Raw genomic sequence first — 12,406 nt, forward strand, 5'->3', positions numbered from 1 at the left:
TTATTTATTGCCAAGTAAAATTAAATTATCTCTCAGAGTTGACCAAGAATAATCAGATTTGAATTTATCAACAATATCAGCATCTGGTAATTTTTTAGAGGCTTCAATTATCTGCAAAGCATAAGAACAAGGGTCATTATCAGCGAAAAAAACAAGATCATTATACCCACTAAACACCTCTTTTGTTGCAGTATTGATACCTGAAAGATCTGAGTCAATGGCGATAATGGGAAGAGACGAAAAAGCCGCCTCTAATAGAACTTGCCCGAACGGCTCATAAGTTGAAGGAAGACAAAAAATATTGACAGAACCGTATAGTTGTTCAGGTTGATTTGCTTTACCATAAAAATTAATTCGTTCAGATAAACCTAATGCTGAAGCATGTGCCTCTAACAAAACTTTATCGGGTCCTTCACCAGCGAGTAAAAGTTTAAAATGATTAGGTAGATGCACAAGCGACTCTATAACCAATTTAAAGTTTTTAACATCAACAAGTCTACCAATACCAAAGATAACAATATCAGAATCATTATAGCCACATTCCTGCCTAATCATTTGTCGCTTTGTATCAGCTAATCTATAAAAACGCTGCTCATCTGCACCAGGTTTAAACTTTAGTAAAGGGCATATTTTATTAAAACTTCTAACTTGATCATGCATTTCCGAACTAAAAACAACATTATTCTTACAATTTTTGATAACGTGACGTTGGATCCATACATGAATCCAAAATTTTAATCTTGAAATAATACCTTTATTTTCTTGTATGTTTTGAAACTCATAAATACCAGGAATCACATAAATATAGTCTTTATAAAGAAATGCAATCAGAAATGCTAACAAATGATGCCTAACAATAACCACATCGAACTTATATAAATCAAAAATTCGCAACAAAACCCGAAAAACACCTTTATTGGATATCACGTTATTATTATTATAATAACTTATTTTTACGTTACTCTTCGTATACTTAGAGTCCAATTCTTTAGTGGTTAGATGGCATTCCCAACCAGCTTCAGAAAAAACTTTAATCAAACTTCGGATTGAATTTTCAACACCTCCAATTGCAGGTAAAAAGGAAGTATTAGCAAATAATACTTTTTTCATTATAAACCCTATTAGTATTAGTAGAACTAAAATAATATGATGAATACGCCATTCCCAGCCCAATCATCACACTCCCAATTAATGCACCTTTTGAGACTTCAACCATTAAAGCACTTAACTGAGTAATAAAACAGCTGATTAACCAAACAGGAAAAATATAGATCAAAAAATCTTTTTTTGCACCATTTAATTTATTAACCTTATAGTTCACTTTTAAAAAATGCTTTAATATTATGCAAAATGGTAAAGTAAAAAGTAATAAAGTCCCAAAAATTCCATATCTATATAACGAAGTTGATAACCAAGACTCGAGCAACACTTCCTTTCCCAAGCCCAGCCCCCAAAAGATATTATTTCCCAAAATCAAACCTAAGCTATCAAATATCTGCAAAACCCTGACACCTAGAGTATTAGTATCCTGCTGATTATGATAAATATTAAAAGATGTCCTGATTAAATTCCCCGAATAATTATCATTCAAATATATCAGTATATCGCCTAAAAATTGCAGTAAAATTAAAAATGATAATGTGAAAAAAATAAAAAATACGTTTCTATAAAATTTATTGAATTTAAGGTATAACGAAAAAAACAAAATAACTAAAAGAGCTAAAACACCTGTTTTAGACTGTGTAAAAACCACACCCAATACACCACAAAATAAACTAACAACACTATAAAAGGTAAATTTAGTATGGAGGGAGACAAATAAAATAATAATCAATGACGAAATATAAAAAAATGAATTATAGTAAGGCAATGCAAAAAATCCTACTGAAGAATTCAGTATATCAACCTTATCCGATATTTTAAAAATAAAAAAGACAAGGTCAATTAAAAAAGGAGGCCGTACTATTTCAATAACACCAACAACGAAAGACGAGACAACCAAAAATGAAAGTATTTTTGATGCCCTTATATAAAATCCTCCAGGTTCATTAACAGAGAGGACGTAAAAAGCGCTAGTCAGTAAAAAAAGTAAAAATGGTCTGACAAGACTCATTACATCACTCAAGCCTGCTGGAGTTTCAATCCCAAACAAATAGCTCAGAATCAACAAAACTTGTAGAGAAAAATAAAAAACAAGAATCTTAAAAAAATTAAGATTCCTAAAATTAAATCGGAACAAAAACAATGAAATAACAGATAAGGCGGCCATATAAATATTTATATGCATTTGACTTCTGTTAAGCAAAGATGGAAACAATGGCATTAACACTGAAGATATCATAAAAAATTTAAAATAAAAAAATCTAGAATTAATTGAATTAAAAAACATTATTTCCACTCAAAATGTAAATTTCACAATATAATTTTCATAGAATTTAATATTTAGAAAATCACCTATAATAAAAAACCCACCTAAAACCCCAGCAATATATATGAAATTATAGCCTTATAAATAAATCTATCCCGCAACATTTGTCAACACATATCACTAACTAACAATTCCAATTAGGTTAACGCTCTTTCACTTATTATCAGTTGGACTTAATCGTAAAATTCAACACAGTAGTTCCTTAGTCAAAGATAATTAACAACACAACACTAGTGAAGAAAACTATTAAATGTTTTTTACCTTTCCCACAAAAAATATTATTCCTCTCATTACAATGAATGCTTATTAGCATTAATCAAACTTTTACTTTTTTGAGCAATTACCATAAACTCACGTCTAAAAAAATAACTACAATAGCAGAATAGTCCTCCCCAATACAGATACATTAAACAACCAAGAAGGTCTTTTTTAAGCGCACCAATTACTGCACCTACTACGGCTAAAAAAGTAAAACTGTATAATGCAACTCTCGGTAAAGGTTTCCAAACTCTGATAGCAAACTCAGTTCTAAGAATAAGAAATACCCAAAACGCGAATGCAGTGCTGCTAGCTGCACCTGCAGCACCAAACCGTGGGATCAAAAAAAAGTTACAAATAAGATTCACCATTAAAGCAATAATACAAGCTAGCATCGAATAAATTGATTTTCGAGCAACACCTATTCCAACAACAGTGGTTTCAGAGAGTGTATAAAGAAGTGGATAAGCTAGACAAGCGACTAAGATCCATTGCACTGCCTTATATTCACTTGGCAAAATAAAAGGCACGATCCAAGAAAATAAACCAGCAAAGCAAAATAGCAAAACAACCAGTAGCAACACATAACGGCTTACCATAATGACTTTATCGTAGCCTTCATCATTAGTAGCCCATTTATATACAGTCGGTGCCCACACTGTAGAAAATACTGATTGAAAAATAGTCGCCGCCGCCGCAAAGCTTACTGATATAGAATATACACCTAGCTCACTAAACGTACTCCAACGGCTTAAAAGAATCCTATCGACTGAAGTTAACCCCCAAAATGCAACGCCTCCAATAATCAGCGGTAAACCAAATTTCAGCATTTGCAGTAACTGTCGTAAATTTATAGTTTCAGATAAACTTAAACGCCATTCGGCACGAGTATTCCAAGCAAAAATGAAACAGGCTAATACTATCGCTAAAGTATTAGCTAATAATAAATTATCAAAAGATTTAGAGGTATCAAATAGCAAGTAGATGAGTATGATAATGAGAACAAATGCTTTAGGCAATAATTGGCTCATTGAAAAAGCAAGACCGCGCTCATTCATCCGTAACACAAGCGATAAAAAGCGCGACAGAAAACTACATAGCAAGGCAATGCAGAGTAACCAACTGATATAATTTGATTTTATCGAGAAAACTAATTCAGCTAAAAATGATCCTAATAATAAACATATTGTTAGACTAATCAACAACAATATCAAACCAGGCAATACAGCAGTTTTCAATAGCAATGGCTTATTCGCTGAATCATGGAATTCACGAACATAGCCCTGATCAAGCCCAAGGGTAAAAAATAAGGTCGCAAAGCTTAATACTACCTGTAGCAAAGCCATTTTACCAACATCTTCTTGGCTAAATACCCAAGCAATAATAGGTAACGAAATAATCCCCAACAATGCGGCACCAACAGGCCCTATGGCAAACTGAAGTATTTTTTTAGGTGTCATAATGAACACAACTCTTTGTATTTTTCTTTCTGTAATAAAGTATCATGAAAAAACTTTTTTAAGTTGTTGCACCAGATTTGTCTCACTAAAATAATCACGTACTAATTTATTATTACCGATAGCAACCTCAACAGACTGGGGAGTAAGACTTAAATCATCTAGCGCAAATACCTTAATCCCCAATTTAGTAAATAATGCAAAAGAGCTAGTATCCGAACGCATAAAAACAGTTTTACCACGTCCCACTAAATTAATAATATTACCCATTGCCTGCTGGCGATTATGTGCAAAAAAGGCAATAACTACTGTATCTAATATTTTGTTATAATCTGTTAATGGCATAAAATCCATTAATGGATAGAATTTGTCACCGAACATCGAATGACCTAAAAGCTTAATCTTTTCAGCATACTCTGAGTTACCATAGGATAATGGACAATAGATTCTATCGATATTATCAAGTTCTAGTTTAACGAGTTCTTCAAAGACATGCTGATGATTATTGCTAGGATCTGCAGAGTTCCCTACTAACAAATTAATTTTGCAGATTTTATCTCTAATAGTAGTGATATTTTCTAATGAAGAAAACAATTCCTCACCACTATAAACATTACTTTTGTAGGTTATAGCCTCGTATAACACCCCCTTAGCGCCATACCACTGCTGAGCATTCTGATAATCACCATCTACATAAGTGATAAAACCGCCCAATCGACTAATTAACATTCTTCGAAAAAACTCGAATATCCGAAAACGGTTATTTTTAACAGCTAGCTTATGGCAATAAAGATCGCCGCCCCAAATAGCCCATACACATTTTTTATGTAACCAAGGCATTAAACATAATAATATTATGAGTTGTTGCATAAATAACCCATGCAATATAATTTTATCATGAGAGTGTAAGGTTAATACGAGTTTATATAATACATTAAACTTTTTAAAAGTTACAAAGTGAAATGTATTATTGGTTTGCGTGTAAGGGTATTTTTCAATATCCCCAAATGTTAATATTGTATGCGGTTGTTCTGAGAAGTGCTGTCGTACAATACCAATAAAGTCAGGGATAAACTTATCCAAACTGGCTATGTGTAAGATTTTTTTATTCATTACTGTTTGAGAATTCACTTATTATTTTACAAATATAATCTACTTGTTCATCGGTTAATTCATAATACAGTGGCAATCTGACTAATGTATCTGTGAAAAAATCCGAATAAGGTAAAGCATATCCAATGTACTTTGATTGATAATATTCACTTGTGTGTAGTGATAGATAGTGAAACACCGCATGCACACCGTTCTCTTTCAGGTGTTGAATCAAAGCGGTACGTTGTTCCAGGTTTTTACATACCAGATAAAACATATGAGCATTATTAGTGGAATATTCTGCTAATTTGGGTAACTGGATATCTTTGTTGGCTAATTCAACATTCAATATTTCATAATAACGTTGCCAAATAGCTTTGCGTCTAGCTTGAATGGTATCAATATTCTCAAGCTGAGCATAAAGATAAGCAGCAATAATATCTGACGGTAAAAAGGATGAGCCAATATCTACCCAACCATATTTAGCCACTTCACCGCGAAAAAATGAAGATCGATTAGTACCTTTTTCACGGATAATTTCAGCACGATGAATATATTGCTCATCATTGATAACTAGTAAACCACCTTCACCTGCAATAATATTTTTAGTTTCATGAAAGGAGAAAGTCCCAAACGTGCCGATACTACCAAGCGGTTTACCCTTGTAATAGCTGTCAATAGCTTGGGCTGCATCTTCTACCACAGGGATGTTATGTTGCTTGGAAATCGCCATGATGGCATCCATATCACATGCAAGGCCTGCATAATGCACCACTACGATTGCTTTGGTATTTTTGGTAATGAGTTGCGCGATTTGCTCTGGATCAATATTGGGGTTATCTTTGTAACTATCGGCAAAAATAATCTTAGCACCACGTAAAGCGAAAGCATTAACAGTAGAAACAAAAGTATAAGAAGGTGCAATTACCTCATCACCTGGTTGAATATCAAGCAGAAGCGCGGCCATTTCCAATGCATCAGTACATGAAGTTGTCATCAGCACTTTTTTAAAACCATAGCGTTGTTCAAAAAACTCATGACATTTTTTGGTAAATAAACCGTCACCAGAGATTTTTCCTGACGCAACAGCTTGGGCTATATAAACTAATTCCTTACCATGTAGGTAGGGTTTATTAAATGGAATCATTTATTAAAATCCTAATGCTTGCAATATTTCATTTTGCCTATTTAAATTTGCTGTAATTAGTATATGACCAAGCCTATCTGCACTAGATGCAATTTTTATTTCACTGTCAAAAGAACTACTCATTAAATTAGAATGAACTACATTAATAAAATTATCATCAAATAATCTACGCGACCTATTTAAATCATTTTCATTAAAAATAAACTTCACAATTGAAACCCTAGAGTTTAACTTTTCTAAATAATAATCATTTAAGTTAAAAGATTCTCCCATAGAGATTGCCAAAACTGCTTTAGTAAAATCAAATCCAGTGCTGTGTAAAACCAAATCAGAACCTATATAATCTCCTCCCATCCGAGAGCCAATTTCAATGATATATGCATCACCATTTTCATTGATTTTCAATTCAGTATGCGCAGCACCATTAGACATATTTACAGCAACAAGCGTTCTATAAACCAAGTCATTTATTAAACTTTGCTCTCCAGCAGTAATTCTAGCAGGGCAAGTATGTCCTCTTTCTATAAAATCAGGAGAGCCCGTTGTGAACTTCTCCGTAATTTGAAGTATTTCGTGAACCCCATTGAAGCTAATGGATTCAACACTGAATTCTCTTCCCGTGACAAACTCTTCAATCAGAATTTCCTTTGAAAAGGATTCTTCGAAAGCTAGCTTTATAGCTGTACTAAGATCGTTTACTGAATCAACTAACGAGATCCCTCTACTGCCAGAACGATCTACAGGCTTCACTATGACAGGATAAACAGGTATGCTCACACTCTCAATATTATTCAAAAAAGTAAAATGAGGAACAGGTATTTTATTCTTTACAAGGCGCTGACGCATTCTATATTTATTTGTTGTGTACTCGGTACATTCTAAACTGTTACCTACTAACCCGAGATGATCTGCAATATAGTTAACAGTTATATTAGCTAGATCTGAGCCTATCGAACAAATACCATCAATCCCAATTATTTTGCATTTATCTAATATAGTTTTTTTTTCAGTAATACTTATTTTATAAAAATAATCACCGATTAACTCGTTGCCTCCCCAAGAAAAAACATGGGTTTCAATGCCCTGCATTTTGGCTAATCTAATCAATGGGAGTTGGAACTCACCAGAACCAATAATTGCAATTTTTTTCATGCTACGTAGACTCCAAGTTGGGGATCTATACTACCAATAAGCCTTGCAGGTACACCATAGCATTTTGAGAAGTCTACAATATTTGAATTAATCAAACTACTTGCCCCCACTAAACATTCACTACCAACGGTAATAGAATCAACCAACGTGGCACTAAAACCTATAAAAGTAAGCCTACCAATTTTTGCAAATCCACCCAAAGTAGCATTGGCAGCAATGAAACAATGACTATCCACTTCTACATCATGACATATAGTTACATTAGACCATATTGTCACATTATCATGAATAATAGCGCCCTGCTCAATAACAACACCATCAAATACAATAGTTCCATGTCCAATAATATCACTAGACACGCTTGCATTAGGAGAAATTATTGTTGCGACTTCTCTATTGCATGCTCGCAACTTTTCATATGCAGCCTCTCTTTTTCGCATGCATTTGTAACCAATAGCCAATACGTAAGATGCATCTGGATACATTTGTATGGCATCGTTGAAACCAACAACTTTTAGCTCGCAAAATGTCTTTGGCAAACTAGAAAGATATTCCTCATCAACACATATGGCTACAACCTCTATTTCATCAATTTTATTGCAAAGGGATATTATGCTATTCGTAAATGAAGAACACCCAAAAATTACTAACTTTTTCTTAGTAACAATTTTCATTTTTTACCTATCTAATTAAGGATTTCAGGTACGTTCCATAACTATTTTTAGACATATGAATAGCAGTTTCAGTTATATTTTTGTCTGTTAGCCAGCCAATCCGCCAAGCTATCTCTTCCAAACAAGCAATTTTATAACCTTGCCTCTTTTCAATAGTTTCAACAAATGAAGCGGCCTCTAATAGACTTTCATAAGTGCCTGTATCTAACCAAGCAAAACCACGTCCTAAAAGCTCTACGTTTAATTCGCCCATATCCAGATAAGCTTGATTAATACTAGTAATTTCTAATTCGCCGCGCGATGATGGCTTAACATTCCTTGCAATATTCACAACTCGATTATCGTAAAAATATAAGCCTGTCACTGCAAAATTAGATTTGGGTTTTATGGGTTTTTCTTCAATACTGATGGCCTTTTGATTTTGATCGAATTCAACCACACCAAAACGCTCAGGATCTTTCACTTGATAGCCAAATACTGTTGCTCCCATTGGTCTAGCAGCAGCTTTTTTAAGTATGGGTGAAAAACCTTGTCCCCAAAAAATATTATCCCCAAGGGCTAAACACACACTATCGCTGCCAATAAACTCTTCACCAATAATAAATGCTTGCGCTAAACCATCAGGGCTTTGCTGTACGGCATATTGCAGATTTATGCCAAAGTCACTGCCATCGCCAAGTAGACGTTGAAATGAAGATTGGTCCTCAGGCGTGGTGATAATTAAAATATCCCGTATCCCTGCCAGCATTAGTACAGAAATAGGATAATAAATCATGGGTTTATCGTATACAGGTAATAACTGTTTCGAAACCCCTTTAGTAATCGGGTACAAACGAGTACCAGAACCGCCAGCGAGAATAATTCCTTTCATAGTAAAATCAGTTCCTAGATAAATAGATCCTAGGTTTAAAGAAAAACTAGGACATAAAACAAAATAATAAAAGAGATTAAATGCCTAAACGCTCCCGCTGATAGCTACCATCTTGGACATGCTGACACCACTCTTGATTAGCTAAATACCATTCAATGGTTTTACGAAGGCCTGTTTCGAATGTCTCTTCTGGTTGCCAGTTAAGCTCATTACTCATTTTTGTTGCATCTATGGCATAGCGTCGATCATGGCCGGGTCTGTCTGTGACATAAGTTATTTGCTCAGCGTAAGGAGTATCTTTAGGCATTAGAACATCTAAAATACTGCAGATGGCCTGTACCACTTCAAAATTCTGCTTTTCGTTATGACCGCCAATATTATAGGTTTCACCAACTTTGCCACTTGTAACAACTTTATAGAGTGCACGAGCATGGTCTTCTACATATAGCCAATCACGGATCTGATCACCTTTACCGTAAATAGGCAATGGCTTGCCTTCTAGTGCATTAAGGATCACTAGCGGGATCAGCTTTTCAGGGAAGTGATAAGGACCATAATTGTTAGAGCAATTAGTCACTATGGTAGGTAAACCATAGGTACGTAACCATGCACGAACTAAGTGATCGCTTGATGCTTTAGAAGCTGAATACGGACTGCTAGGAGCATAAGGTGTTGTTTCAATGAATAATGGTAACTCTTTATTCGCTGAAGGCTCCGTACCATCTTCTATATCATCAGGATGCGGTAAATCGCCATAAACCTCATCAGTGGAAATATGATGGAAGCGAAAGGCATTTTTTGCTTGGTCAGATAAACTACTCCAATAAGCACGTGTAGCTTCAAGCAGAGTATAAGTACCAACGATGTTGGTTTGAATAAAATCTGATGGACCTGTAATTGAACGGTCGACATGAGACTCTGCCGCTAAATGCATAACTGCATCAGGTTGATACTGTGCAAATACTCTATCTAGTTCTGCTCTGTCACAAATATCAACTTGCTCGAACGCGTATCTTTCATTTTTGTCTACGCTTACAAGTGACTCAAGATTGCCTGCATACGTCAGTTTATCTACGTTAATCACATAATCTTGGGTGTTGCCAATAATATGGCGAACTACTGCAGAGCCAATAAAACCTGCACCACCAGTAACTAAAATATTCATTAAATCTGACCTACATAATTATAAATAAGAGCTAGAGCTATCTACCCATACCAAATAACACTACTTTCACCGTTTTTAGTAAAATTTTAACATCCAACAGTGAGCTATGGTGCTTAATATAATAAATATCATATTTATGTTTCCAAACAGCATCCTCAACGGATGCACCATAAGGATAACTGACTTGGGCTAACCCTGTAACTCCTGGCTTAACCGCATGGCGAAAACGATAATAAGGTATTTCCTTTTCAAGCTCATCAATAAATACTTCCCGCTCTGGTCTTGGCCCTACTATTGACATTTCACCCCTAAGAATATTGATTATCTGAGGTAATTCATCGATACGGGTTTTGCGAATAAAGTTACCCACTTTAGTTACTCGAACATCATTTTGCGTTGCCCATTGTGCTCCAGCTTTTTCAGCATCACTGCGCATAGAGCGGAATTTAACCACCTCAAATTCATCATTATATTGCCCTGTACGCCGTTGCTTATAAAACACAGGCCCTGGACTTTCTAATTTAATTGCTAAAGCAGTAATCAAGCCAATCGGTATAGCGATAGAGCAGAGCAAAAAGGCTGCAAATAAGTCTATTACACGTTTAGCTAATTGAGTACGTTTAGTCGATAGAATGGAAAAAGCTTTTTGATGCAAAAAATAACCACTATGGAGTAAACGTACTTCAGTATAACCTAATCGTTCATCCAGATAACTGACCAAAGGTTCTACCCATGCGCCAAGTTCAGTCGCTTTAACTAAAAACTGTCTTTGTTCATTCGTTAAACTGGAGCTCTCAAAATGACAAATAACCTTGCAGCTTAAATCAGTAATGGTGTAATCATTAACGATCATATCGAAAGAATAATCATCAATAATCTCTCCAATTTCAAACTCTCTATCTTTAGGACAATAGACATAAATAAGTTGCTGAGTTAGTACCTGCTGCTTTGATTTGAATCGCTTAGTAACTATTTTAATAGTTTGAAACTCTTCAGTATCAGCTGTTTCATTGATTCGTAAGTTCATACAAAAACCAAAATTATTAATGACAAGGGAGTATCCAAGATAAACAACTTAACCTTTAATAGGTAATATTGTTCCACCACTATACTTGTTGTTTACGAAAAAAATGCCTAATCAGCACTAACATCACGCCTAAAATACCACCCAGCATAGTGCCTAATACACAAATTAATGCACGTTTTGGTTTTGCCTTTTCTTCAGGCACTAATGCTGGATCTATGGTTTTAAAGACATATTCATCCCGTACTTCAGCGAACATAATGGTTTTAGCTTGTTCTTCCACCAACTTGTAAAGAATCGCTTTAATATCAGCGACATTAGTTAGGGCAATTTGCCTATTTAAAAACTCACTGCTACGATTAGCCTCGGCAACATCACGCTCTTTCATAACCTTATTGATATCTTCGACTAACCAAGTAACCCATTGTTTTGCGATGCTTGGAGATACATGATCTATGGAAAGCGTCACCATTCCAGTTTCTTTATCCGTATTAATAGCTAATATTTTGCTGAAAACTTTATAGGCTTCTTGCATTGAAGGTTCAGGTTTAAGTGGAGGGTCAACTTTGCGTACCCAATGATTTGATTTAACATCATAAAGATCCGCATCGTATACGATTATATCTAAATCTCGATCCCACTTTTTTGCAGCCATTAAATCAGCAAGAATATTATGTTTTTGAATGAAATCACTGGTAAATTGACGGGATTTTAATACTTCAATTGAAAGCTGAGTTTTATCTGTACCGCCTTTGCTGCCTAAATTCACTCCAGCTAAGCTGGCTAAACCGCCAAATTGAGAGGCTAATGCACTTAACCCACCACCTTGCTCTTCTGCTGCTGGGGCCAGTAATGCTTCAGATTTATAGACATTGGGTTGCATTATCGCAAACACCACAGAACCAATGGCGAATACTGCCGTAATGGCAATGATTAACCATTTGCCTTGCCAAATAACTGCAAATAATTCACGAAGATCAATTTCGTCATCGCTTGTGGTTTGAGGAAATTGCGCATCTGTTTTATATGTAAGTGGATTTTTAGTAATTTGTGTGTTCATTGGTTCTTCAGATTCTAGTACGCTGCGCTGCGAGAGCGCTGCGCTTCTATAATATAAGGACAAAAGCTGAAAGCTAAA

Annotated in this window: 11 protein-coding genes; all 11 read right to left on the bottom strand. The window is 35.0% G+C overall.

The annotated features are described in order from the left end of the window. Entirely contained in the window at positions 1-1,110 is a 1,110-nt protein-coding gene (locus KO533_RS06575) for a glycosyltransferase family 4 protein (protein ID WP_219253374.1), read from the bottom strand. Further along, complete coding sequence (locus tag KO533_RS06580) at positions 1,088-2,287, bottom strand: hypothetical protein (protein WP_219253375.1); 1,200 nt, start codon at positions 2,285-2,287, stop codon at positions 1,088-1,090. The genes KO533_RS06575 and KO533_RS06580 overlap by 23 nt, the downstream gene beginning before the upstream one ends. A gap of 431 nt (positions 2,288-2,718) precedes the next feature. Further along, entirely contained in the window at positions 2,719-4,146 is a 1,428-nt protein-coding gene (locus KO533_RS06585; RefSeq protein WP_219253376.1) for a lipopolysaccharide biosynthesis protein, read from the bottom strand. Between the two features lie 42 nt (positions 4,147-4,188). Continuing rightward, complete coding sequence (locus KO533_RS06590; RefSeq protein WP_219253377.1) at positions 4,189-5,256, bottom strand: TDP-N-acetylfucosamine:lipid II N-acetylfucosaminyltransferase; 1,068 nt, start codon at positions 5,254-5,256, stop codon at positions 4,189-4,191. Continuing rightward, positions 5,249-6,382, bottom strand: a complete 1,134-nt coding sequence (gene rffA, locus KO533_RS06595) for a dTDP-4-amino-4,6-dideoxygalactose transaminase (protein ID WP_219253378.1) — start codon at positions 6,380-6,382, stop codon at positions 5,249-5,251. Before rffA ends, KO533_RS06590 begins: the two co-directional genes overlap by 8 nt. Before the next feature lie 3 nt (positions 6,383-6,385). Then, positions 6,386-7,534 (bottom strand): ATP-grasp domain-containing protein, encoded by a 1,149-nt coding sequence (locus tag KO533_RS06600; protein WP_219253379.1) that lies wholly within the window; start codon positions 7,532-7,534, stop codon positions 6,386-6,388. After that, complete coding sequence (locus tag KO533_RS06605) at positions 7,531-8,208, bottom strand: hypothetical protein (protein WP_219253380.1); 678 nt, start codon at positions 8,206-8,208, stop codon at positions 7,531-7,533. Before KO533_RS06605 ends, KO533_RS06600 begins: the two co-directional genes overlap by 4 nt. A 7-nt stretch (positions 8,209-8,215) precedes the next feature. Next, positions 8,216-9,079: a glucose-1-phosphate thymidylyltransferase RfbA gene (rfbA, locus tag KO533_RS06610; protein ID WP_219253382.1), complete on the bottom strand. Its 864-nt coding sequence runs from the start codon at positions 9,077-9,079 to the stop codon at positions 8,216-8,218. A 76-nt stretch (positions 9,080-9,155) separates the two neighbouring features. Next, a complete protein-coding gene (gene rfbB / locus KO533_RS06615) occupies positions 9,156-10,244 on the bottom strand; it encodes a dTDP-glucose 4,6-dehydratase (RefSeq protein ID WP_219253384.1) in 1,089 nt (362 codons plus the stop codon). Between the two features lie 37 nt (positions 10,245-10,281). Further along, positions 10,282-11,271 (bottom strand): exopolysaccharide biosynthesis polyprenyl glycosylphosphotransferase, encoded by a 990-nt coding sequence (locus KO533_RS06620; protein WP_219253386.1) that lies wholly within the window; start codon positions 11,269-11,271, stop codon positions 10,282-10,284. 79 nt (positions 11,272-11,350) lie between these two features. After that, positions 11,351-12,328, bottom strand: coding sequence for a Wzz/FepE/Etk N-terminal domain-containing protein (locus KO533_RS06625; protein ID WP_219253388.1), 978 nt, complete (start codon positions 12,326-12,328; stop codon positions 11,351-11,353). Positions 12,329-12,406: the final 78 nt, after the last annotated feature.

This window comes from Shewanella sp. NKUCC05_KAH (assembly GCF_019345585.1).
Classification (GTDB): Bacteria; Pseudomonadota; Gammaproteobacteria; order Enterobacterales; family Shewanellaceae; genus Shewanella; species Shewanella oncorhynchi.

Bases quoted from the DNA above. Each gene is read 5' to 3' on its own strand.
- KO533_RS06580 (WP_219253375.1), bottom strand. From the start codon at position 2,287: ATGCATATAAATATTTATATGGCCGCCTTATCTGTTATTTCATTGTTT.
- rfbA (WP_219253382.1), bottom strand. From the start codon at position 9,079: ATGAAAGGAATTATTCTCGCTGGCGGTTCTGGTACTCGTTTGTACCCG.
- KO533_RS06590 (WP_219253377.1), bottom strand. From the start codon at position 5,256: ATGAATAAAAAAATCTTACACATAGCCAGTTTGGATAAGTTTATCCCT.
- KO533_RS06620 (WP_219253386.1), bottom strand. From the start codon at position 11,271: ATGAACTTACGAATCAATGAAACAGCTGATACTGAAGAGTTTCAAACT.
- KO533_RS06575 (WP_219253374.1), bottom strand. From the start codon at position 1,110: ATGAAAAAAGTATTATTTGCTAATACTTCCTTTTTACCTGCAATTGGA.
- KO533_RS06585 (WP_219253376.1), bottom strand. From the start codon at position 4,146: ATGACACCTAAAAAAATACTTCAGTTTGCCATAGGGCCTGTTGGTGCC.
- KO533_RS06605 (WP_219253380.1), bottom strand. From the start codon at position 8,208: ATGAAAATTGTTACTAAGAAAAAGTTAGTAATTTTTGGGTGTTCTTCA.
- KO533_RS06600 (WP_219253379.1), bottom strand. From the start codon at position 7,534: ATGAAAAAAATTGCAATTATTGGTTCTGGTGAGTTCCAACTCCCATTG.
- rfbB (WP_219253384.1), bottom strand. From the start codon at position 10,244: ATGAATATTTTAGTTACTGGTGGTGCAGGTTTTATTGGCTCTGCAGTA.
- KO533_RS06625 (WP_219253388.1), bottom strand. From the start codon at position 12,328: ATGAACACACAAATTACTAAAAATCCACTTACATATAAAACAGATGCG.
- rffA (WP_219253378.1), bottom strand. From the start codon at position 6,382: ATGATTCCATTTAATAAACCCTACCTACATGGTAAGGAATTAGTTTAT.